This window comes from Metabacillus sediminilitoris (assembly GCF_009720625.1).
GTDB classification, from domain to species: Bacteria; Bacillota; Bacilli; order Bacillales; family Bacillaceae; genus Metabacillus; species Metabacillus sediminilitoris.
In genome coordinates this window covers 3,572,702-3,596,283 of the sequence record NZ_CP046266.1, presented here as the reverse complement: position 1 = coordinate 3,596,283, position 23,582 = coordinate 3,572,702, and the positions used below count along the sequence as shown (strand labels likewise).

Below are 23,582 nucleotides of genomic sequence, written 5' to 3'. Positions count from 1 at the left end.
ATTATGTAAGCTTGCAAGAAAAACATACAATTGTTGCAAACTATACAGCAAAACATGGTGTTTAAGGAGAGTGTAAAATGGAAGGTGTGCTTTTATTAAATAAGCCAGCTGGAATGACGTCCCATGACTGTGTGGCAAAAATGCGGAAGCTCGCTAAAACAAAAAAAGTCGGTCATACAGGTACTCTTGATCCTGACGTGACTGGTGTATTGCCAATTTGTCTTGGAAGAGCAACAAAGATTGTGGAATATTTGACGGCTTCTTCAAAAACATATGAAGCAGAAATTACAATTGGTTATTCTACAACAACAGAGGATTCATCTGGTGAAGAAATAAGCAGAAAAAGCGTCAATCCTGCGATAACGAAAGCTGAAATCCAAGAAGTACTCCATTCAATGATTGGGGAGATAGAACAAATTCCACCAATGTACTCAGCTGTAAAAGTAAGGGGAAAGAAGCTATATGAATATGCAAGAGCAGGGATAGAAGTAGAAAGACCTTCTAGAATCATTACAATTAGTGAATTAATTTTACTAAGTGATATTATAAACAAAAACAATCTTACAAAATTTCGTTTTCGAGTCACATGCTCGAAGGGGACGTATGTTCGAACATTAGCAGTCATGATTGGTGAAAGACTGGGCTATCCTGCACATATGTCACATCTTATTCGTACAAAATCTGGAGATTTTGATCTAAAGGATTGTCTTACATTTGAAGAGGTTGAAGAGGCCATAGAAAGTGGGAATTTTCAGAAATCTTTACTATCAATTGGTGAAGCGTTAAAAGATTTGCCGAAACTTATTATCCATGATACGCTAAAAGAGAAAGTGAAAAATGGAGCTGTACTAGAGTTGCCATTGAATTTCCAAGACCTAAATGTTGGTTCTCCTATTGCCGTTTACGGTGAAAATAGACAATGTCTAGCTATTTATGCAAAGCACCCTACAAAGCATCATCTCATGAAGCCTACAAAGGTATTAATGAATGAATCTTAAGAAGTTTTTAGTGAGAAAAAGGTGAAGTTGACTGTGAAACTGATTAAACTGACACATCCCCATCATTTTAGTAAACAAGATTTCGATGAAATAGTATTAGCACTCGGTTATTTTGATGGGATTCATAAAGGACATCAAAAAGTCATTAATAAAGCAATAGAGATAGCCGATAAACTAATGCTTAAAAGCGCAGTAATGACGTTTGACCCGCATCCACTTGTAGTTCTTCGTAATCAAAAAGAAATTGATTATCTTACACCACTTGAAGAGAAAATCCGTTTGATTGAGAAATTAAATGTGGATATTTTGTTTATTGTAGAATTTACAAAAGACTTTGCGTCATTAACGCCTCAGCAATTTGTTGATGAGTATATTATAAATATGAATGTTAAGCATGTAGTTGCAGGCTTTGATTTTACATATGGACATCTAGGAAAGGGGACGATGGAAACTTTGTCATTCCATTCAAGAAACCAATTTTCACAAACGACTGTCGAAAAACAAACAGACCATGATCGTAAAATAAGCTCTACATTAATTCGTGATGTTATACGGAGTGGAGATGTAACTTATGCAAGTACTTTATTAGGAAGACCTTATTCGGTATCAGGAACCGTTATACATGGTGATAAAAGAGGTCGAACAATTGGTTTTCCAACAGCAAATATTGGAGTTGACGACGATCTACTAGTACCTCCTACAGGTGTATATGCTGTTTCATTAAATGTACATGGTAAAGAATTTGAGGGTGTTTGTAACATCGGATTCAAACCTACTTTTAATAAAGAAAAATCATTAAAACCAAGTATTGAGGTACATATTTTTGATTTTAACCAAGAAATTTACGATGAAAATGTCACAGTTTCATGGTATAAACGTATAAGAAGTGAGCAAAAGTTCAATAATGTTGATGAGCTTATTCAACAAATTGCAAAGGATAAAGCAGCTGCAATACAATTTTTTGGACAAAAAACGGTTTAATACTTGCATAATCTTTCAAAAGATAGTATTCTAATTGTTGTAACTTAAAACCATTGCTTGGCAATTCGATTCACCAACGTTTGCTCGGTAATTGGGGTTTTTGAAAATTAAGGAGGTGAAAAGGATGGCTATCACACAAGAACGTAAAAATGAACTAATCGCTACTTACAAAACACATGAATCTGATACTGGATCACCAGAGGTTCAAATTGCTATCCTTACTGAGGACATCAATAACTTAAACGAACACTTACGCGTTCACAAAAAAGACCACCATTCACGTCGCGGTCTTTTAAAAATGGTAGGTAAACGTCGTAACTTACTAACTTACCTACGTAATAAAGACGTAACTCGTTATCGTGAGTTAATCAACAAGCTTGGTTTACGTCGTTAATTACTAAGAAAAGCGGGATTTTTCCCGCTTTTTTAGTGTAATTAAATATAGTTATAAAATAAGCAAATTTTGTAAGTATCTTAATAGTTTTTTTCTAATCCTATTTACATACAATAACAACATTGATATGTTGAAATGAAATGGAACATACTAATACATACTTAACTATATAAGAGAGGAGTTTTACATATATGGGACAAGATAAACAATCCTTTTCCATTGAATGGGCAGGTAGAAATCTTACTGTTGAAATAGGACAACTCGCTAAGCAAGCAAATGGCGCAGTTCTAATTCGATATGGCGATACTGCGGTATTAAGTACAGCAACGGCATCAAAAGAACCAAAGCCCTTAGATTTCTTCCCGTTAACTGTAAATTATGAAGAGCGTTTATATGCAGTTGGAAAAATACCAGGTGGTTTTATTAAGAGAGAGGGGCGTCCGAGTGAAAAAGCGATTTTGGCTAGTCGATTAATTGACAGACCAATTCGTCCATTATTCGCTGACGGCTTTAGAAACGAAGTACAAGTTATTAGCATTGTTATGAGTGTTGATCAAAATTGTTCATCTGAGATGGCCGCTATGCTAGGATCATCATTAGCGCTTTGCGTTTCTGATATACCGTTTGAGGGGCCAATTGCTGGAGTAACAGTTGGACGTATTGATAATCAGTTTATTATTAATCCAACGGTTGAACAAACTGAAAAAAGCGATATTCATTTAGTTGTTGCAGGTACAAAAGATGCTATAAATATGGTTGAAGCCGGTGCTGATGAAGTACCAGAAGAAACAATGCTTGAAGCAATTATGTTTGGCCATGAAGAAATTAAACGTCTAATTGCATTCCAAGAAGAAGTCGCTGCAGCTGTTGGAAAAGAAAAAATAGAAATTGAACTATTTGAATTAAATCCTGTATTAGAACAAGAAATTCGTCAATCTGCAGAGAAGGACTTATTACAAGCTATTCAAGTTCAAGAAAAACATGCTAGGGAAGCTGCGATTACGGAAGTGAAAAATGCAGTTATCGCTAAATATGAGGAACAAGAAGTTGATGAAGGCACTATTAAACAAGTTAAACAAATTCTTCAGAAATTAGTAAAGGCAGAAGTCCGTCGCCTTATTACTGAAGAAAAAGTAAGACCTGACGGCCGTGGTATTGATGAAATTAGACCACTTTCATCTGAAATTGGAATATTTACAAGAACACATGGATCAGGCTTGTTTACACGTGGACAAACACAAGCATTAAGTGTATGTACACTAGGTGCACTTGGCGATGTTCAAATATTAGATGGTCTTGGTATTGAGGAATCAAAACGTTTTATGCATCATTATAATTTTCCACAATTTAGTGTTGGGGAAACAGGACCAATGAGAGGACCTGGTCGTCGTGAAATTGGCCATGGTGCTTTAGGTGAAAGAGCATTAGAACCGATTATTCCTTCTGAAAAAGATTTCCCATATACAATTCGACTTGTATCAGAAGTTCTTGAGTCTAATGGATCTACATCACAGGCAAGCATTTGTGCCAGTACGTTAGCTATGATGGACGCTGGAGTGCCAATTAAGGCGCCTGTAGCAGGTATTGCTATGGGACTAGTTAAATCTGGAGAGCATTATTCTGTACTAACAGATATCCAAGGTATGGAAGATGCGTTAGGTGATATGGACTTTAAGGTTGCAGGTACAGAAAAAGGCGTAACTGCATTACAAATGGATATTAAAATTGAGGGACTTTCTCGTGAAATTCTCGAAGAAGCATTACAGCAAGCTAAAAAAGGACGTATGGAAATCTTAAAATCTATGCTCTCAACCATTTCAACACCAAAACAAGAGCTTTCTGAATATGCACCGAAAATATTAACAATGAAGATTAACCCAGATAAGATTAGAGATGTTATCGGGCCTAGCGGTAAGCAAATCAATAAAATTATTGAAGAAACTGGCGTTAAGATTGACATCGAACAAGACGGTACAGTTTTCATCTCTTCTGTTAATGAAGAAATGAATCAAAAAGCGAAAAAAATTATCGAAGATATTGTCCGTGAAGTGGTTGTCGGTCAAATGTATCTTGGTAAAGTAAAACGTATCGAAAAATTCGGCGCATTTGTAGAAATTTTTAATGGCAAAGATGGTTTGGTTCATATTTCTGAATTAGCTGAAGAGCGTGTTGGTAAGGTAGAGGACGTTGTCTCTCTCGGTGATGAACTTTTAGTGAAAGTAACTGAGATTGATAAACAGGGCCGTGTAAACTTATCAAGAAAAGCAGTATTGAAAGAACAAAAAGAAGCAGAAAAGCAAGAAGGATGATAGTGGAGGCCGGGGTAACCGGGCTTCTTTTTAGGTTTTGAGGGTATGTGTTTAAAAATTTATGTTTATGTTAATAGACATTGAGGTATAAATATGTCTTTAGATTAGCTGTCATTGATTTAATAGGTGTTGAATTAGCTAGTACTATAGCGCTTAGACTCTTAATCCCTAATTGAAATGAAAGAACACCTTCTATTAGAGGTCATCTTATGCTTGTCAGGTCTGACCAAAGCGCTTTCGCTTTTCTGTTCTACCTTGTCCTCTTTTTACATATTTTTTAGTAAAAAGGGGGATATATAATGCAAAGGAAAATTATTCATTTCGTGGGTTTTGTTTTAATCATAACGATAAGCATCGGATTTCTAGAAAATCCCTATACATCTTCATATGTTGAGCAAATGAAGCATGCCAGTGTGACTGTTTCTAAACATCAAGACACTTTATACGATAAGATCATTGCTAGGGCAGAAGAATATTACATACCTGCTCAAAATGCTGAAATAGATAGAGTCTGGAAGACAACTCCAGGTTATAATGGCTTAGAGGTAGATATCGAAGAATCGTATAAGAAAATGAAGGAAAAAGGTGTGTTTGATGAGAAACTCCTCGTGTATCGACAAGTAAAGCCGAAGATTCATTTAGAGGATTTACCAGCAGAACCAATTTATCGTGGCAACCCAGAAAAACCTATGGTTTCTTTTTTAATTAATGTTGCTTGGGGAAATGAATATATTCCTGCTATGCTAGAAACTTTGAATAAATATCATGTTAAAGCAACCTTCTTTTTAGAAGGGAGATGGGTTAAAGAAAATCCTGAAATGGCAAAGATGATTGTTGATGCAGGACATGAGGTTGGTAATCATTCTTATACACATCCCGATATGAGTCAACTATCTCCTTCTTCTATTAGAGAACAGCTAGTGAAAACTAATGAAATTATAAAATCAGTGACAGACATCACACCAACATGGTTTGCACCACCAAGTGGAAGTTTTAAAAAAGAAGTTGTAACAATTGCAGACGAAATGAACATGAATACGGTTTTGTGGAGTGTTGATACAATTGATTGGCAGCGACCAGAACCGCATGTGCTTATTGATCGCGTTATAAGTAAAGTACATAATGGAGCACTAATCTTGATGCATCCAACCTCATCAACTTCAAAAAGTCTTGAAACACTCATATTAACGATCAAACAAAAAGGGTATTCTTTTGGTTCGGTTTCAATGATGGTTAATGAGGAAAGGCTAGTGACAATTGAGCAAACAGATGAATAAGAATTTAGAACATCGATGAAGGAGGAACAAGTTTGATAAAAAAATATACGTGTCAAAACGGGGTCAGAATAGTATTTGAAAACATACCAACTGTTCGTTCAGTTGCAATTGGAATCTGGATTGGCACTGGTTCAAGAAATGAAAATCTAAAAAATAATGGTGTGTCCCACTTTTTAGAGCATATGTTCTTTAAAGGAACAAAAACTAGATCTGCTCGTGAAATTGCGGAATCCTTTGATAGTATCGGTGGTCAAGTTAATGCATTTACATCAAAGGAATATACATGTTACTATGCAAAAGTTCTTGATGATCATGCGGGTTATGCTCTTGATGTATTAGCTGACATGTTTTTCCATTCTACTTTTGATGAAGAAGAATTGAAAAAAGAGAAGAATGTTGTGTATGAAGAGATTAAAATGTATGAGGATACACCTGATGATATTGTACATGATGTATTAAGTCGTGCAACGTTTGGAACTCATCCACTTGGTTATCCTATATTAGGAACTGAAGAAACACTAGCCTCATTTAATGGTGATACATTACGAGAATATATGAATGGACATTATACACCAGAAAATGTCGTCATATCTGTTGCAGGAAATGTATCTGAAGCCTTTATTCATGAGGTTGAGAAACTTTTTGGAGCTTTTGAAACAAGCTCTGGCAAGAGTGATTTTGAAAAGCCTAGCTTTATGGATCAAAAATTAGCAAGACAAAAAGATACAGAGCAGGCACATCTTTGTATTGGTTTTAATGGTTTAGAAGCTGGTCACAAAAATATTTATAGTTTGATTGTTTTAAATAACATATTAGGCGGAAGTATGAGCAGTCGTTTGTTCCAAGATGTTAGAGAACAAAAAGGGCTTGCTTACTCTGTCTATTCCTATCATTCATCATATAAGGACAATGGCTTATTGACAATTTACGGTGGAACAGGAAGCAAGCAATTAAATGTATTATTTGAGACAATTCAGGAAACGTTATCTACTTTAAAAGCTGAAGGAATTACGGCAAAAGAATTAGCTAACAGTAAAGAACAAATGAAAGGCAGTTTAATGCTTAGCCTTGAGAGTACAAACAGCAGGATGAGTAGAAATGGAAAAAATGAGCTTATCCTTGGTGAACATCGTTCACTTGATGCAATTATCGAATTGGTTAATGAAGTGAGTGAGGAAAGTGTGAATACATTAGCGAACCAATTATTTACTGATAACTATTCAGTTGCTCTAATTAGTCCTGACGGTAAACTTCCTGAAAGATGAAATAAATGATCATAGAGATTAATATGACAAATGATTATGCCGACAATTTCTTAAAATTGTTGGCATTTTTTTATAACAATGAGCGATAAGATAGTATAAAGGAGGAATGGACATGAGATTAAGTGAATTAAGCGGGAAAGAAATCGTTGATGTAAAACGTGCTGAACGTTTAGGTGTGTTAGGACAAACTGATCTTGAAATCAACGAACAAACAGGACAAATTACATCACTAATTATCCCATCATTAAAGTGGTTTGGTTTAAGAAAACAAGGCAAAGAAATTCGTGTACCATGGAACCATATTAAAAAAATTGGGACAGATATGATTATCCTAGATATACCAGATGAACAGATTGATAAATTAGAATCATAGCCCTCAAATGATTGGCTTAGGCCAATCATTTTTTATTTCTTCACTTATTTATCTCTTCATTTTCAAATTTACCTAGTTTATTCACCCATACTCCATTTTCTACATAGTATGTTGAAGTAAGTTATCCAAGAAAATCAAAACAGATAACATGTCTAAAAAGAAGGTGAACGATTAACATGTTAACAGGACTGAATGTAGCTGTTATCGGTGGCGATGCAAGACAGCTAGAGGTTATCCGTAAATTAACTGAGCTAGATGCAAAACTTTTTCTCATCGGATTTGACCAATTAGACCATGGATTTACAGGTGCTTCGAAAGTGAAGTTAGATGAGGTTCAATTTAAAGAAATAGATGCAATCATTTTACCAATCCCTGGCACAAATCATGAGGGGATTATTGATACAGTTTTTTCTAATGAAGAAGTCAAATTAACGGAGGATTTAGTTAAATCTACTCCACCACATTGCGTTATTTATTCAGGAATTACGAATGCTTATTTAGATAAAATTGTTCAATCGACAGATCGGAAATTAATCCAGCTTTTTGAACGTGATGATGTTGCAATCTACAATTCCATTCCAACTGTTGAAGGTACGATTATGATGGTCATTCAACATACGGATATTACAATCCACGGTTCTAAAATAGCTGTTCTTGGTCTCGGAAGAGTGGGAATGAGTGTTGCTAGAACATTTTCCGCATTAGGGGCAAATGTAAAAGTAGGGGCTAGAGATACTGCACATATCGCTAGAATAACTGAGATGGGCCTTACTCCCTTTTATTTAGATGCCATTCAAAAAGAAGTTGAAGACATTGATGTGTGTATTAACACAATTCCACATTTAATTGTAACAGCACAGGTCATCTCAAAGATGCCTGCACATACTTTAATCGTTGATTTGGCCTCTAAACCAGGTGGAACGGATTTTCGATATGCTGAAAAACGAGGAATCAAGGCTTTATTAGCACCTGGTTTACCTGGCATAGTTGCACCAAAAACGGCTGGGCAAATTATCGCGAATGTTCTTTCGCAATTGTTACATGATTTAGTGAAAGAAAGAAAGGGGTCTTCACAATGAAATTAGCAGGAAAACGAATCGGCTTTGGTATTACTGGGTCTCATTGCACATATGAAGAGGTATATCCGCAAATTAAGTCATTATTAGATGAAGGTGCAAATGTTGTACCTGTTGTAACACATACAGTGAAAAATACAACTACTCGTTTTGGAGCAACTGGAGAATGGGTTGAGAAAATTCAAAAATTGACTGGTAACAAAGTAATTGATTCAATCGTTGATGCAGAACCATTAGGACCAAAGCTGCCACTTGACTGCATGGTGATTGCTCCTTTAACAGGAAATTCTATGAGTAAGTTTGCAAATGCACTCACAGATTCCCCTGTACTTATGGCTGCAAAAGCAACATTAAGAACTCATAGACCTGTTGTATTAGGGATTTCAACAAATGATGCACTTGGTTTAAATGGAGTTAATCTGATGCGTTTAATGGCAACAAAAGATATTTATTTTATTCCATTTGGTCAGGATGCACCAGACAAAAAGCCTAACTCTATGGTAGCTAGAATGGAAGCATTACTAGAGACAGTATTAGCGGCATTAGAAGGCAAACAATATCAACCTGTAGTTGTTGAAAAATTCCGCGATCTAGAAAAATAATTTAAAAATTCAATAAAATAATCATAAATTTTTGAGTTCATTCTTTAATTATTATGATAGAATAGTACGTAAAAGATTTGAAGCTATTATCATGTTTGTTGAAATAGCTGGAAGGAGCTAGTATTGATGGAAGCAAAAGGTTATCATGTAGCAGTAGTCGGAGCAACAGGAGCAGTTGGGCAGCAAATGCTTCAAACTTTAGAAAATCGTAATTTCCCAATTTCAAAACTAACTTTGCTTTCTTCTGAACGTTCAGCAGGTACAAAAGTAACGTTCAAAAACGAAGAATATACAGTTCAAGCTGCAACTCCAGAAAGCTTTGAAGGAGTTCAAATTGCACTATTTAGTGCGGGTGGAAACGTGTCAAAACAGCTAGCACCAGAAGCGGTTAAACGCGGTGCTATTGTAGTAGATAATACAAGTGCTTACCGTATGGATGAAAATGTTCCATTAGTTGTACCTGAAGTAAACGAGGAAGCATTAAAAACTCATAATGGTATCATCGCAAATCCAAACTGCTCTACAATTCAAATGGTTGTTGCACTTGAACCGCTTCGCCAAGCTTACGGGTTAAATAAAGTGATCGTATCAACTTATCAAGCAGTTTCTGGGGCTGGAGCTGTAGCAATTAATGAATTAAGAGAACAATCTAAGGCTATTTTGAATGGGGACCAATTCACACCTGAAATTCTCCCTGTAAAAGGTGACGAAAAACACTATCAAATTGCATTCAACGCTATTCCACAAATTGATAAATTCCAAGATAATGGTTTTACATTTGAGGAAATGAAAATGATCAATGAAACAAAGAAAATTATGAATACGCCTCAATTACAAGTAGCAGCTACATGTGTTCGTTTACCTGTTGAAACAGGCCACTCAGAATCAGTATATATTGAAATTGATCAAAAAGATGTAACTGCAGACCAAATTAAAGCATTGTTAAAGGATGCAGATGGTGTTACACTTCAAGATGATCCATCAAATCAAATTTATCCAATGCCAGCACATTGTGTAGGAAAAAATGATGTGTTCGTAGGAAGAATCCGTAAAGATTTAGACCAAGAAAATGGTTTCCATATGTGGATTGTTTCTGATAACCTATTAAAAGGTGCTGCATGGAATTCAGTACAAATAGCAGAGAGTTTAATAAAATTACAATTAGTTTAATTTATTTTTGGAAGAGAGCATGGATCATATCAGGCTCTCTTCTCTCACGTCTGGAGTAGAGGTGTTTCAATGAAAATTATTGTTCAAAAATTCGGTGGTACGTCTGTTAGAGATGATAATGGTCGAAAATTGGCCTGTAAACATATTAAAGATGCAATTGAGGAAGGCTATAAAGTCGTTGTCGTTGTTTCTGCCATGGGCAGAAAAGGTGATCCTTATGCAACTGATACATTATTAGATTTAATTTATGGTGATATAGATACGATTTCAACTCGAGAACAGGATATGCTTTTATCTTGTGGTGAAATGATTTCATCAATTGTATTTTCTAGTATGCTAAATGATCATAATATAAAGGCTACTGCGTTAAGCGGGGCCCAGGCTGGTTTCGTAACGAATCATGAACATACGAATGCAAAGATACTTGAAATGAAATGTGAACGATTATTAGATACACTTGAAACTTATGATGTAGTCGTTGTTGCGGGGTTTCAAGGAGCATCTACTAAAAATGGAGATATTACAACACTCGGGAGAGGTGGAAGCGATACGTCTGCTGCAGCTTTAGGTGCAGCTTTACAAGCAGAATTTGTGGATATTTTTACAGATGTTGAAGGTGTTATGACAGCAGATCCACGAATTGTAGAAAACGCAAAACCTCTTTCTATAGTTACCTATACTGAAATTGTTAATCTTGCATATCAAGGTGCGAAGGTCATTCATCCTCGAGCAGTTGAAATAGCCATGCAATCTGAAGTACCAATCCGTGTAAGATCAACATACTCACAGTCCTCGGGAACACTCGTTACATCAAATCAATCTACTAAAAGAGGAAGCGATGTCCATGAAAGCATAATCACTGGAATCGCACATGTCTCTAATGTAACTCAAATTAAAGTAACAGCAAAGGAAGGCCAATATAATTTACAGCCAGAAGTATTTAAAGCAATGGCAAAAGAAGGAATCAGTGTAGATTTTTTTAATATTACTCCTAAAGGTGTCATTTACACTGTAACCGATCAAGTGACAGACCGTGCGATTGAAACTTTGAAAAATCTTGGGTATGATCCGGTTATTAATAGACATTGTGCAAAAGTTTCAACAGTTGGTGCAGGCATTATGGGTGTTCCAGGAGTGACAGCGAAAATAGTGACAGCACTTTCTGAAAAGGGAATCCAAATTCTACAATCGGCAGATAGCCATACAACGATTTGGGTATTGGTGAAAAATGAGGATATGGTCGAAGCGGTTAATGCTCTACATGAAGCTTTTGAATTATCAAAATAAGAGCGGATTACTTCCACGATATTTATCTTTTGCAACACCTTAATGGTAATACGTAACATAAGGAGCGAGCGTGAAATGATTCATTTTGGTAGACTTTCTACAGCAATGGTCACTCCGTTTGATAAAAACGGAAATATCGATTTTCAAAAAACATCAACATTGATCGACTATTTAATTAACCATGGAACAGATTCTTTGGTTATAGCAGGTACAACAGGGGAATCTCCAACTCTTAGTACGGAAGAGAAACTAGCTTTAATTCAGCATACTGTAAAAGAAGTGAATGGAAGAATTCCAGTTATTGCTGGAACGGGAAGTAATAATACCGCTGCTTCTATTAAGCTAACGAAACAAGCTGAAGAACTTGGTGTCGATGCAATCATGCTAGTTGTACCTTACTATAATAAACCAAGTCAGGAAGGATTATTTCAACATTTTAAAGCGATTGCTGAATCAACTAAACTACCTGTTATGCTTTACAATATTCCGGGTAGAAGCGCGGTTAATATGACTGTAGATACAATTGTTAGACTGTCGGATATTCCAAACATCGTAGCTGTTAAAGAAGCAAGTGGGAATTTAGACGCCATGGCAGAAATTATTTCTAGAACAAAGAATGATTTTGTTCTATATTCTGGTGATGACGGCTTAACATTGCCAGTTTTATCAATCGGTGGTGTTGGTGTTGTATCCGTTGCATCCCATATTATTGGAAAAGAGATGCAAGCTATGATCTCAGCATTTATAAGCGGTAATTACATTTCTGCAGCAGAACAACATCGCAAATTATTACCTGTCATGAAGCAACTATTTGTTGTTCCTAGTCCTGGACCAGTTAAAACTGCTTTGCAAGTAAAAGGACTTGATGTTGGTTCAGTTCGTTTACCATTAGTGCCATTAACTAGTACGGAACGAAGTGAATTAATGGATGTAATAAACAAAAACTCATAAAACGCAAGCTTTGATTTTTACATTGAAGATCAAAATAATAGTAAAAGGTCTGATACTCAGTATCAGACCTTTTACTATTATTTAAGGCGTAAGAATATATTTCATTTTATTACTATAAGTCGCTATCCGAGAATTTCCTTGTATTCCAATTCTTTCATCAGGTATAATATTTCTAAGTGACGTTGAACGGGTACATCAGTGGGGAGGATTTATTAAATCATGGAAAAGACAGAAAATATAAAGTTAATAGCATTGGGTGGCGTAGGTGAAGTCGGAAAAAATATGTTTGTAATAGAAATTAACTCTGATATCTTTATTGTGGATGCGGGGTTAATGTATCCCGAAGGTGAAATGCTAGGAATTGATATGGTCATACCTGATATCACATATTTAAAAGAGAATAAAGAACGTGTAAAAGGAATTTTTCTAACTCATGGACATGATGAAAATATCGGTGGAGTTTTTTACCTTCTACATAATATAAATGTTCCTATTTATGGGACAAAGCTTACATTGGCTTTAGTTGGTGAAAAACTGAAAGACAATAGAATGAAGCAATCCATTTTAGTAAAAGAAATTGATAATCAAACTGTTTTATCATTTGAAAGTACAGAAGTAACTTTCTTTAAAACAAATCACAGTATTCCAGATTCAGTAGGCATTAGTTTTCGTACAACAATGGGATCAATTGTTCATACTGGAGACTTTAAATTTGACCAATCCCCATATGGTGAAAGTCAAATGGATCTCGGCAAGATTGCTAAAATTGGTGAGGAAGGCGTTTTATGTTTGTTATCCGACAGTGTTAATGCAGAAAAGCCTGGATATTCTGGTTCTGAAGCAATTGTTGGTGATGAAATTGCTGATGTTATGTATAATGCTGAAGGAAGAATCATTGTTGCGGTATTTGCATCAAACCTTGTTCGCATTCAACAAGTCATAAATGCAGCTGTAAAAAACAACCGCAAGTTGGCGATTGTTGGGAAGAATATGAGGAATCTGCTTAATTTAGCCAGTAGTCTTGGATATATCCATATTGAAGAAGATTTGCTTCTTTCAGTAAATGAAATAGAAAAGTATCCAAAACATGAAGTGGCCATTCTAACAACAAGTAATCATGGTGATCCTCTTGCTGTTTTATCAAGAATGGCAAAACAATCACATAAAATAGTGAATGTTAGGGAAGGTGATACGGTCCTTGTTGCTGCAACACCAATCCCAGGTCATGAGCTTGTTTTTTCTAAAACAATTGATTTATTATTTAGAGCAGGTGCACATGTTGTATTTGGCCAAAGGCAAATTCATGTTTCAGGCCATGGGCATCAAGAAGAGCTCAAACTGATGCTTAATTTAACTAAACCAAAATATTTTATTCCAGTTCATGGGGAATATAAAATGCAGAAGGCCCATGCTAGATTAGCTGGACAAGTAGGTATAGAAGAAAAAAATATATTCCTGATTGAAAAAGGCGATGTAATTGAATTTAAAGGAAACAATGTACATTCAGGAGCAAAAGTTCCTTCAGGTAATGTTCTAATTGATGGCTTAGGCATTGGTGATGTTGGAAATATTGTTCTTCGTGATCGTCGTTTGCTATCGCAAGACGGTATATTAATTGTAGTTGTCACTCTTGATAAACAAAGAAAAAAAATAATTTCCGGGCCAGAGATCATTACAAGAGGCTTCGTATATGTAAGAGAATCTGAAGAGCTAATTACGAAAGCAACTGAGATTGTAGCTGATATCGTTGATCGAAGCATGCAGGAATATAATATCGAATGGTCAGCATTAAAATTAAGTATGAGAGAAGCACTCAATCAATATCTATATGAAAAGACGAAAAGAAGGCCGATGATTTTGCCTATTATTATGGAAATATGAAACGGTTTAACTAATATAAAACCCGAAAAGTGTTGAATTATTTATATAAATAATTCAACGCTTTTTTTTCAAGAAAAGACCTAGGTTCATTACTAAAGTCTGTCTTTTCAATTCAACAATCTTCGTAGAACAGAGCATTTGAGTAAAAAAATATGAATTTCTAGGCTCAAATCTCTTGTGATAGACTACTTCCTTATGTCTAAGAAGTTTTCGTATGAAATATTCTCGGTTGTAAATACTACAAACACAGAATGAAATAGGGAGGAATATTCATGACGAAGCATGAAAACTACATACACGAAAATGAAACAGGAGATAAGGATACTGTAGAAGGAAAAGAAAGTTCAATTGTAGATAAAATACAAGCTTTAGGGCAAACAAATGTACCACAAATGGGACAGGATTCAAAAATCCACTGTTTAACAATTGTCGGTCAAATTGAAGGACATATTCAACTTCCCCCGCAAAATAAAACAACTAAATATGAACATGTTATTCCACAAATTGTTGCAATTGAACAAAATCCAAATATAGAAGGACTGCTTGTTCTGTTAAATACAGTTGGTGGTGATGTTGAAGCAGGATTGGCAATTGCAGAAATGCTTGCATCCATTTCTAAACCAACTGTATCAATCGTTTTAGGTGGAGGACATTCAATTGGAGTTCCTATTGCTGTTTCTTGTGATCATTCCTTTATAGTTGAATCAGCAACAATGACAATCCATCCTGTGAGGTTAACTGGTTTAGTTATCGGAGTGCCGCAAACATTTGAGTATTTAGATAAGATGCAGGAGCGAGTTATTAATTTTGTGACAAAGCATTCCAATATAACAGAGGAAAAGTTTAAAGAACTTATGCTATCAAAAGGAAATTTAACGCGTGATATTGGAACAAATGTAGTTGGAAATGATGCAGTAGAATACGGTTTAATTGATGAAGTCGGCGGGGTAGGTCAAGCAATTCAAAAGCTGAATAGTTTACTTGATAAGTCGAAAGAAGAGCAGGTGTTACAATGATATTCTATACAACGATGCCAGAACAGCTAATGTTTCCAATTATGGATGAAGAATACAGAAAGCAATCTGTCGTTGAAATGAATGGTGTCCAACTCCTTGTACAAGAAACAACACCATCACAATATGAAGTTGTTAGAATATTAAGTAGTGATCCGCAACATTATTTAGATGAACAGTACTGTCCAGGACAAAAAATTACAATGACCTTTTCTACCAATGGTGGTAAATATGGTATAATAGGGTAACAATGAAAAAGCAGCCAGATTCGGCTGCTTTCTTCATTCTTAGAAGGTTTCAGGAAATATCCAGGGACTAGCACATTTAAGACCTAAACCTACAAGACAAAAAGGTAAATAAATTTAATTCTTGTTTGGATACAATGTCAGTCGAGCCAGATCAAAAAATGCTTGCGCAAATGGTTCTTTAACTTGGAAATTAATTTACATAGGTGATAATTATGGCAAAACGTAAAAGAAAACAAAGAAAGTCAAAAACAAAGCAAGATTGGAAACAGACGTTAAAATTTGAACTCGCAGGTTTAATTATTCTAGCAATTGCAATCATTGCTATATCAAAGCTGGGATTTGTCGGAAATACACTTGTACACCTGTTCCGTTTTTTTAGCGGGGAATGGTATATGCTATTTCTTATAGGAGTTGTAATATATGCACTCTATTTGATATGGAAGCGGCAGATTCCAGTATTATTTAGTAGACAAATGATTGGTAGCTATTGTGTGATAGCCTCTCTATTACTACTTAGTCATGTAACTCTTTTTAAAATGCTTTCTCACAATGGGACTTTTGCGACTCCAAGCGTTCTCTCAAATACACTTGAATTATTTTGGATGGATGTAAGAGGTGAGGCAAGTACGATAGATTTAGGTGGAGGCATGTTAGGGGCATTACTTTTTGCTGCTTCATATTATTTATTTGCTGAAGCAGGATCAAGAATGATTGCTATTGTCTTAATTGTTATTGGGATTATTCTCATTACTGGTAGATCTCTCCAAGCAACCTTAGCTAAAATATTTGGTCCAATTGGAAGATTTGTAAAGAATCAAGCAATTGGTTTTATTGATGATATTAAAAACCTGCCTAGGGCATTTAAAAATAAACGCAGGGAACAAAAACAGAAGAAGAAAGAAAGAAAAGCTGAGAAGGCTGATCAACTTAATACAGAAATTGATGAGGAGGAAGAACTTCAACCTCTAATATCCAGCTTTTCAGACCGAGAAGCAGTTGAGAAACAAGAAATGGTTATTCATACAATGGAGGATGATCAAAAAGAATATGCTTCTAAGGAGCTGGAGACAAAGGAAATTTCGCAAAAGTCAACGAAAGAAGACACTCAAGAATTGCAGCCAATTACATTTGTAGAGGTAGAAAATAAGGATTATGAATTGCCTCCGCTTGATTTATTATATCCACCAAAACATAATTCGCAAAATGCTGATAAGAAAAATATATATGAAAATGCTAGAAAGCTTGAAAAAACATTTCAAAGCTTTGGAGTAAAAGCAAAAGTAACTCAAGTACATCTCGGCCCAGCTGTAACTAAATACGAGGTATATCCTGATGTTGGTGTAAAAGTTAGTAAAATTGTCAATTTAAGTGATGATTTAGCATTAGCTCTTGCAGCAAAAGACATTAGAATAGAAGCACCCATTCCTGGGAAATCAGCTATTGGAATTGAAGTACCTAATTCAGAAATTGCGATGGTTTCACTTAGAGAGGTACTGGAATCTAAAGCAAATGATCGTCCTGATGCAAAATTATTAATCGGACTAGGAAGAGATATATCCGGTGATGCAGTATTAGCTGAACTTAATAAGATGCCTCATTTACTTGTAGCAGGTGCGACAGGTAGTGGAAAAAGTGTATGTATAAATGGAATTATTACAAGTATTTTAATGAGAGCAAAGCCACATGAAGTAAAATTAATGATGATTGATCCGAAAATGGTTGAATTAAATGTTTATAATGGAATTCCACATCTACTGGCACCAGTTGTAACAGATCCAAAAAAGGCATCACAAGCATTAAAAAAAGTTGTTAATGAAATGGAACGCCGCTATGAGTTATTTTCACATACTGGTACAAGAAATATAGAAGGATATAACGAAATGATTAGAAGGAATAATCGTGAGGAAGAAGTAAAGCAGCCTGAAATTCCTTATATCGTTGTCATAGTAGATGAGCTAGCCGACTTAATGATGGTAGCATCATCAGATGTAGAAGATTCCATCACACGACTTTCTCAGATGGCTCGTGCAGCCGGAATCCATTTAATCATTGCAACACAACGCCCATCAGTTGATGTCATCACTGGAGTAATTAAGGCTAATATTCCTTCTAGAATTGCTTTTAGTGTCTCGTCCCAAACAGATTCTCGAACAATACTCGATATGGGGGGAGCGGAGAAGCTGCTCGGTAGAGGAGACATGTTATTTTTACCAGTTGGTTCTTCTAAGCCTATTCGTGTACAAGGGGCTTTTTTATCAGACGATGAAGTTGAGCAAACGGTAGACTTTGTAATTGCCCAACAAAAAGCACAATATCAAGAAGAAATGATTCCATCAGATATAGTAGAAACAACAAGTGAAGTACAAGATGAACTTTATGATGATGCTGTACAGCTTGTTGTAGACATGCAAACTGCTTCTGTTTCAATGCTGCAAAGACGGTTTCGAATTGGCTATACGAGAGCAGCAAGATTGATTGATGCAATGGAAGAAAGAGGAATTGTCGGCCAATATGAAGGTAGCAAACCTCGTGAAGTTCTTCTTTCAAAAGAAAGACATGAAGAACGAACATCATAATTTTAAGCTGAACAGTGAATGACGCTGTTTAGCTTTTTTTGTTGAGAAAAATGATTGGAATTTGGGATAGGAATGATGATATGAAAATAATGTTTTTCTATTTAGGATATAACTAAAAATAAGTTAAAAGATTTCATTTAAAAATAGTATGTTTGAATTTTGCTGACTTATTAATGTTTTCTACTAATTTCGACAAATTTACTTTGTTTCTATTTATTTCTTTTTAAAAACATGATATAGTATTTTCGATTAGAGATAGGTGTATAACATCAGATGTCTGATCTCTTGTACATAACAGAGATAGTGAGGCGCACTTATGAGCATAAAATCTGACAATCGTCACTTATATTTACAGGTTATTGATAAAATTAAGGAAGATATTGAAAATGGTACATACAAAGAAAAGGAAAAGCTTCCTTCTGAATTTGAACTTTCGAAAAGTTTAGGTGTTAGTAGAGCCACTTTAAGGGAAGCACTCCGCATTCTTGAGGAAGAAAACGTTATCATAAGAAGACATGGCGTTGGAACGTTTGTTAATTCAAAACCTCGCTTTACATCAGGAATTGAACAGTTAAATAGTGTGACAGGGATGATTGAAAAAGCAAATCTTACTCCTGGTACTATCTTTCTTTCCTCCTCAATTATTAGTGCAACAGATGATGTTGTAAAAAGGTTTAAATGTGAGCAGGATGAGGAAATTTTCTTATTAGAAAGAGTACGTACTGCAAATGGAGAACCAGTCGTCTATTGTTTAGATAAAATTCCTACAACTATTTTACCTGAGTCATTTGGCCATGTGCAGGAATCTTTATTTGAAATGCTGGAGGAAAAAGCTAATATTTATATTAGCTATGCCATAACACATATTGAACCAATTGGGTATCATGAAAAAATTTCACCTATTTTAGAATGTGACCCAGAAACATCATTGCTTTTGTTAAAGCAAATGCATTTTGATGAACAAGACAGACCAATCGTATATTCGTTAAATTATTTTAGAGCTGATCACTTTAGTTTTCATGTTGTAAGAAAGCGGTTATAAGTAAAAGATAAAGATTGGATAGTAGTATGCTTATCCATTCTTTTGTAAGGATAGGTAAGAACATTGTGCTTTTCTCCTCTGCTTTTGTTTATGATGTACATGGGAAAACCTGAACTTTAAGGAGGTGATTGTGCACGAACGACCATCTTTGATATATAGGAATTCGAAATATTATTACATTTTTAGGGGGCAATTAAACGTGAAGAAAAAACATGGACTAGTATTATCATTAGTGCTTGCTGCTGGAACACTTTTAGCAGGCTGTGGTGGCGGTGCTGACAAAAACGAAGAAGCTGGTGGAGAAGGTAATGAAGATATCTTCAAGGTTGCTATGGTAACTGATGAGGGTGGAGTCGATGATAAATCATTTAATCAATCTGCTTGGGAAGGTATTCAAGAATACGGGAAAGCGAACAATCTTGAAAAAGGAAAAGGTATTGACTATCTGCAATCAGCAAGTGATGCAGATTATGCAACAAACTTAAATACGCTTGCTCGTAAAGACTTTGATTTAATTTATGGTGTTGGTTTCCAATTACAAGCGGCAGTAGATGAGATCGCACAGCAACAAAAGGATGCTCATTTTGCTATTGTTGATAGTGTCGTAGAACAGCCAAACGTTGCAAGTCTTACTTTTAAAGAGCATGAAGGATCATACTTAGTGGGTGTGGTTGCTGGTTTAACTACGAAAACGAATAAAATCGGTTTCGTTGGCGGTATGGAATCTGATCTAATCAAAAAGTTTGAAGTTGGATTCGTAGAAGGTGTTAAAGCAGTAAATCCTGATGCAAAAGTTGACATTCAGTATGCTGGATCTTTTACTGCAGCTGATAAAGGAAAAGCGATTGCTTCTAGTATGTACGGTTCTGGCGCAGATATTGTATATCATGCAGCAGGTGGTACTGGTAACGGTGTATTCTCTGAAGCAATTGACTTAAAAGTAGAAGACCCAGATCGTGAGCTTTGGGTTATCGGTGTCGATAAAGACCAATATGAAGAAGGTAACGGTAAAACAAAAGATGGGAAAGATTTTAACGTAACACTTACTTCAATGGTAAAACGTGTAGACGTTGCTGTTAAAGATCTTTCTGAGAAAGCGAAAGCTGGTGATTTTCCAGGTGGAGAAATCATTGAATACGGAATTCAAGAAGACGCAATTGGAATTGCTCCTGCTCCACATGATGAACATTTATCAGATGAAGTAAAAGCGAAAGTAAAAGAATTTCAAGAAAAAATTCTTAGTGGCGAAATCGAAGTACCTACAAAATAATAGATATAAGATATAAACATAATAGGGGCTGACTTAATTTGAAACACTCAGATCCCTCTAACTTAAATGATTATAGGATTCTTTCCTATATCCTTAATATAGTTAGAGAAGTCTGGGCAATTTAAAGTCGCCCCTATATTCCTGAAAATCAGTAAATGAAAGTTTTTTATTAGCTAAAAGATTTTCATTTGGTGATTTTCATACCAGATAGCTTTTGTTCAATGGAGCGTTAAGTTAACAAAAATGATTAGATAATACCTTATGTTGTTCAGGAAAAAGGAGTGAGCCAGTTTGGAATATGTCATTGAAATGCTAAATATTCGTAAAGAATTTCCTGGCATAGTAGCGAATGATAACATAACTCTACAAGTTAAAAAAGGCGAAATTCATGCGTTATTAGGTGAAAATGGAGCAGGAAAATCAACATTAATGAATGTACTCTTTGGACTCTATCAACCGGAAAAAGGAGAGATCAAGGTTAAGGGTCAAAAAGTTGATATTACGAATCCTAATATAGCAAATGATCTAGGAATCGGGATGGTTCATCAGCATTTTATGTTAGTAGATACTTTTACAGTTACTGAAAATATTATTTTAGGTAATGAACCGAAAAAAGGGATGTCTATTAATTTAAAAGATGCTGAAAAACAAGTAAAAGAAATATCGGAAAGATATGGACTTTCTGTTGATCCTTCAGCAAAAATTTCTGATATCTCAGTTGGAATGCAGCAGCGAGTAGAAATCTTAAAAACACTTTATCGCGGAGCTGAAATTTTAATATTTGATGAACCAACAGCGGTGTTAACCCCTCAAGAAATAAAAGAATTAATCCAAATTTTTAAAACGTTAATTAACGAAGGAAAATCGATCATCTTAATTACTCATAAACTTAAGGAAATCATGGAAGTTTGTGATCGAGTGACCGTTATTCGAAAAGGTGAAGGAATTGGTACAGTAAATGTAGCTGATACGAATCCTAATGAGCTTGCTTCGTTGATGGTAGGTCGTGAGGTTTCATTTTTAACTGAAAAAATTCCGGCATCTCCAAAGGAAGATGTGTTAACAATTGAAAATTTAGTTGTGAAGGATAATCGCAAAGTTCCAATGGTTAATTCATTAAACTTATCTGTTCGAGCTGGAGAAATCGTAGGGATTGCGGGTGTCGATGGAAATGGTCAGACAGAATTAATCGAAGCCATTACAGGTCTAAGAAAAGTCGACTCAGGCAGTATTAAATTAAATAATAAAAACATCACAAATATGCATCCAAGAAGAATAACAGAGTCTGGTGTTGGACATATTCCCCAAGATCGACACAAGCACGGACTTGTTCTTGATTTTCCAATTGGTGAAAATATGGTTTTACAAACTTATTATCAACAGCCTTTTTCAAAAAGCGGAGTCCTAAATTTTAAAACAATTTATAATAAAGCAAAGCAGTTAATTACAGAATTTGATGTTAGAACGCCAAGTTCAACAACATTAGCAAGGGCATTATCGGGTGGAAATCAACAAAAAGCAATTATTGGTCGGGAAGTTGATCGAAATCCGGATTTATTAATTGCAGCACAGCCTACACGTGGTTTAGATGTTGGTGCAATTGAATTTATTCATAGTCGCCTTATTGAACAGCGTGATAATGGAAAAGCCGTCCTTCTTATTTCATTTGAATTAGATGAAATTATGAATGTAAGTGATCGTATCGCTGTTATATATGAAGGGAAAATCGTGGATATAGTTGATCCAAAAGAAACAACTGAACAAGAGTTAGGACTACTTATGGCTGGTAGTAAGCGTAAGAAAGAAGGTGAGCAGTCATGAATTTAAATCGTTATATGAACATATTAATTCCCATAATAGCGGTCATACTAGGTTTAGTTTGTGGGGCTTTTATCATGTTAATAAGCGGTTACGATCCGATAGCAGGATATAGTGCATTATGGTATGGGATTTTTGGTGAACCTTATTATATTGGTGAAACCATTAGGCAAATAACTCCCTATATTTTATCCGGTTTGGCTGTAGCTTTCGCATTTCGTACAGGGCTATTTAATATCGGTGTAGAGGGGCAAGTAATTGTTGGATGGCTTGCAGCCGTTTGGGTTGGTGTTGCATTTGAATTACCAGCCATTATTCACCTTCCACTTGCAATTATCGTTGCAGCTTTAGCTGGAGCTTTATGGGGATTTGTTCCTGGATTTTTAAAAGCAAGATTTAAAGTGCATGAAGTAATTGTGACGATTATGATGAACTATATTGCACTTCATGTTGTAAATGCTTTAATTAGAGATGTTATTACAGAAAATGCTGATAAAACGGAAAAAGTGTTTCCATCTGCATCCTTACGCTCTGAGTTTTTTGAGAATATGACAGATTTTTCACGTATGCACTATGGGATATTTATTGCAATTATCGCTGCAATTGTCATGTGGTTTTTGCTTGAAAAAACAACAAAAGGATATGAACTTCGTGCTGTAGGATTTAATCATGACGCATCTCATTATGCTGGAATGAATGTAAATCGCAACATTATTTTATCGATGGTTATATCAGGTGCTTTTGCCGGTATCGCGGGTGCAATGGAAGGTTTAGGTACATTCGAGTATGTATCAGTTAAAGGTGGTTTTACAGGTATTGGATTCGATGGAATCGCTGTAGCTTTAATTGGAGGAAACACTGCACTTGGAATCATACTCGCAGCAGCATTGTTTGGCGGGTTAAAAGTGGGAGCATTAAATATGCCTTCTGAGGCCGGTGTACCAAATGAGCTTGTTGAAATTGTTATTGCGCTTATCATCTTCTTCGTAGCTTCAAGCTATTTTATTCGTTGGATTTTACTTCGATTTAAAAAGGAGGGGAAATAAGTGAG

The 23,582-nt window shown here is 35.4% G+C and carries 19 protein-coding genes and 1 pseudogene; all 20 read left to right on the top strand.

Going from position 1 to position 23,582, the window contains the following annotated elements:
* Positions 1 to 77: 77 nt before the first annotated feature.
* The 20 genes and pseudogenes from truB to GMB29_RS17095 all read left to right on the top strand — a co-directional run bounded on the left by truB (position 78) and on the right by GMB29_RS17095 (position 23,577).
* Entirely contained in the window at positions 78 to 998 is a 921-nt protein-coding gene (gene truB, locus GMB29_RS17190) for a tRNA pseudouridine(55) synthase TruB (RefSeq protein ID WP_136351201.1), read from the top strand.
* Positions 999 to 1,031: 33 nt separating this feature from the next.
* A complete protein-coding gene (gene ribF / locus GMB29_RS17185; RefSeq protein WP_136351200.1) occupies positions 1,032 to 1,979 on the top strand; it encodes a bifunctional riboflavin kinase/FAD synthetase in 948 nt (315 codons plus the stop codon).
* A 124-nt stretch (positions 1,980 to 2,103) separates the two neighbouring features.
* On the top strand, positions 2,104 to 2,373 hold the full coding sequence (gene rpsO / locus GMB29_RS17180; protein ID WP_095298147.1) for a 30S ribosomal protein S15: 270 nt from the start codon (positions 2,104 to 2,106) through the stop codon (positions 2,371 to 2,373).
* A gap of 191 nt (positions 2,374 to 2,564) precedes the next feature.
* A complete protein-coding gene (gene pnp / locus GMB29_RS17175) occupies positions 2,565 to 4,682 on the top strand; it encodes a polyribonucleotide nucleotidyltransferase (RefSeq protein ID WP_136351199.1) in 2,118 nt (705 codons plus the stop codon).
* 299 nt (positions 4,683 to 4,981) lie between these two features.
* On the top strand, positions 4,982 to 5,959 hold the full coding sequence (locus GMB29_RS17170) for a polysaccharide deacetylase family protein (protein WP_136351198.1): 978 nt from the start codon (positions 4,982 to 4,984) through the stop codon (positions 5,957 to 5,959).
* A 32-nt stretch (positions 5,960 to 5,991) separates the two neighbouring features.
* Entirely contained in the window at positions 5,992 to 7,224 is a 1,233-nt protein-coding gene (locus tag GMB29_RS17165) for a M16 family metallopeptidase (RefSeq protein ID WP_136351197.1), read from the top strand.
* Positions 7,225 to 7,336: 112 nt separating this feature from the next.
* Positions 7,337 to 7,597, top strand: a complete 261-nt coding sequence (locus tag GMB29_RS17160) for a YlmC/YmxH family sporulation protein (RefSeq protein ID WP_136351196.1) — start codon at positions 7,337 to 7,339, stop codon at positions 7,595 to 7,597.
* A gap of 176 nt (positions 7,598 to 7,773) precedes the next feature.
* Positions 7,774 to 8,676, top strand: a complete 903-nt coding sequence (dpaA, locus tag GMB29_RS17155) for a dipicolinic acid synthetase subunit A (protein WP_136351195.1) — start codon at positions 7,774 to 7,776, stop codon at positions 8,674 to 8,676.
* Entirely contained in the window at positions 8,673 to 9,275 is a 603-nt protein-coding gene (locus GMB29_RS17150) for a dipicolinate synthase subunit B (RefSeq protein WP_136351194.1), read from the top strand. Before dpaA ends, GMB29_RS17150 begins: the two co-directional genes overlap by 4 nt.
* Before the next feature lie 126 nt (positions 9,276 to 9,401).
* Entirely contained in the window at positions 9,402 to 10,445 is a 1,044-nt protein-coding gene (gene asd / locus GMB29_RS17145) for an aspartate-semialdehyde dehydrogenase (RefSeq protein ID WP_136351193.1), read from the top strand.
* Between the two features lie 69 nt (positions 10,446 to 10,514).
* A complete protein-coding gene (dapG, locus tag GMB29_RS17140) occupies positions 10,515 to 11,732 on the top strand; it encodes an aspartate kinase (protein ID WP_136351192.1) in 1,218 nt (405 codons plus the stop codon).
* A gap of 75 nt (positions 11,733 to 11,807) precedes the next feature.
* Complete coding sequence (dapA, locus tag GMB29_RS17135) at positions 11,808 to 12,683, top strand: 4-hydroxy-tetrahydrodipicolinate synthase (RefSeq protein ID WP_136351191.1); 876 nt, start codon at positions 11,808 to 11,810, stop codon at positions 12,681 to 12,683.
* 219 nt (positions 12,684 to 12,902) lie between these two features.
* Positions 12,903 to 14,564 carry a ribonuclease J gene (locus tag GMB29_RS17130; RefSeq protein WP_136351190.1) on the top strand — a complete coding sequence of 554 codons (1,662 nt, stop codon included), beginning with the start codon at positions 12,903 to 12,905 and terminating at the stop codon, positions 14,562 to 14,564.
* Positions 14,565 to 14,836: 272 nt separating this feature from the next.
* Positions 14,837 to 15,580, top strand: coding sequence for a ClpP family protease (locus tag GMB29_RS17125; protein ID WP_136351189.1), 744 nt, complete (start codon positions 14,837 to 14,839; stop codon positions 15,578 to 15,580).
* Positions 15,577 to 15,825, top strand: a complete 249-nt coding sequence (locus GMB29_RS17120; RefSeq protein ID WP_136351188.1) for a YlzJ-like family protein — start codon at positions 15,577 to 15,579, stop codon at positions 15,823 to 15,825. Before GMB29_RS17125 ends, GMB29_RS17120 begins: the two co-directional genes overlap by 4 nt.
* Before the next feature lie 1,118 nt (positions 15,826 to 16,943).
* Positions 16,944 to 18,401: pseudogene (locus tag GMB29_RS28105) on the top strand (DNA translocase FtsK); the annotation flags it as partial.
* Between the two features lie 316 nt (positions 18,402 to 18,717).
* Positions 18,718 to 19,443 carry a GntR family transcriptional regulator gene (locus GMB29_RS17110; protein WP_136351186.1) on the top strand — a complete coding sequence of 242 codons (726 nt, stop codon included), beginning with the start codon at positions 18,718 to 18,720 and terminating at the stop codon, positions 19,441 to 19,443.
* Positions 19,444 to 19,642: 199 nt separating this feature from the next.
* On the top strand, positions 19,643 to 20,713 hold the full coding sequence (locus GMB29_RS17105; RefSeq protein ID WP_136351185.1) for a BMP family lipoprotein: 1,071 nt from the start codon (positions 19,643 to 19,645) through the stop codon (positions 20,711 to 20,713).
* Positions 20,714 to 21,004: 291 nt separating this feature from the next.
* On the top strand, positions 21,005 to 22,534 hold the full coding sequence (locus GMB29_RS17100) for an ABC transporter ATP-binding protein (RefSeq protein WP_136351184.1): 1,530 nt from the start codon (positions 21,005 to 21,007) through the stop codon (positions 22,532 to 22,534).
* Positions 22,531 to 23,577: an ABC transporter permease gene (locus GMB29_RS17095; RefSeq protein ID WP_136351183.1), complete on the top strand. Its 1,047-nt coding sequence runs from the start codon at positions 22,531 to 22,533 to the stop codon at positions 23,575 to 23,577. Before GMB29_RS17100 ends, GMB29_RS17095 begins: the two co-directional genes overlap by 4 nt.
* Positions 23,578 to 23,582 lie beyond the last annotated feature (5 nt).

Bases quoted from the DNA above. Each gene is read 5' to 3' on its own strand.
- truB (WP_136351201.1), top strand. From the start codon at position 78: ATGGAAGGTGTGCTTTTATTAAATAAGCCAGCTGGAATGACGTCCCAT.
- rpsO (WP_095298147.1), top strand. From the start codon at position 2,104: ATGGCTATCACACAAGAACGTAAAAATGAACTAATCGCTACTTACAAA.
- pnp (WP_136351199.1), top strand. From the start codon at position 2,565: ATGGGACAAGATAAACAATCCTTTTCCATTGAATGGGCAGGTAGAAAT.
- GMB29_RS17170 (WP_136351198.1), top strand. From the start codon at position 4,982: ATGCAAAGGAAAATTATTCATTTCGTGGGTTTTGTTTTAATCATAACG.
- GMB29_RS17160 (WP_136351196.1), top strand. From the start codon at position 7,337: ATGAGATTAAGTGAATTAAGCGGGAAAGAAATCGTTGATGTAAAACGT.
- dpaA (WP_136351195.1), top strand. From the start codon at position 7,774: ATGTTAACAGGACTGAATGTAGCTGTTATCGGTGGCGATGCAAGACAG.
- GMB29_RS17150 (WP_136351194.1), top strand. From the start codon at position 8,673: ATGAAATTAGCAGGAAAACGAATCGGCTTTGGTATTACTGGGTCTCAT.
- asd (WP_136351193.1), top strand. From the start codon at position 9,402: ATGGAAGCAAAAGGTTATCATGTAGCAGTAGTCGGAGCAACAGGAGCA.
- dapG (WP_136351192.1), top strand. From the start codon at position 10,515: ATGAAAATTATTGTTCAAAAATTCGGTGGTACGTCTGTTAGAGATGAT.
- dapA (WP_136351191.1), top strand. From the start codon at position 11,808: ATGATTCATTTTGGTAGACTTTCTACAGCAATGGTCACTCCGTTTGAT.
- GMB29_RS17130 (WP_136351190.1), top strand. From the start codon at position 12,903: ATGGAAAAGACAGAAAATATAAAGTTAATAGCATTGGGTGGCGTAGGT.
- GMB29_RS17125 (WP_136351189.1), top strand. From the start codon at position 14,837: ATGACGAAGCATGAAAACTACATACACGAAAATGAAACAGGAGATAAG.
- GMB29_RS17120 (WP_136351188.1), top strand. From the start codon at position 15,577: ATGATATTCTATACAACGATGCCAGAACAGCTAATGTTTCCAATTATG.
- GMB29_RS17110 (WP_136351186.1), top strand. From the start codon at position 18,718: ATGAGCATAAAATCTGACAATCGTCACTTATATTTACAGGTTATTGAT.
- GMB29_RS17095 (WP_136351183.1), top strand. From the start codon at position 22,531: ATGAATTTAAATCGTTATATGAACATATTAATTCCCATAATAGCGGTC.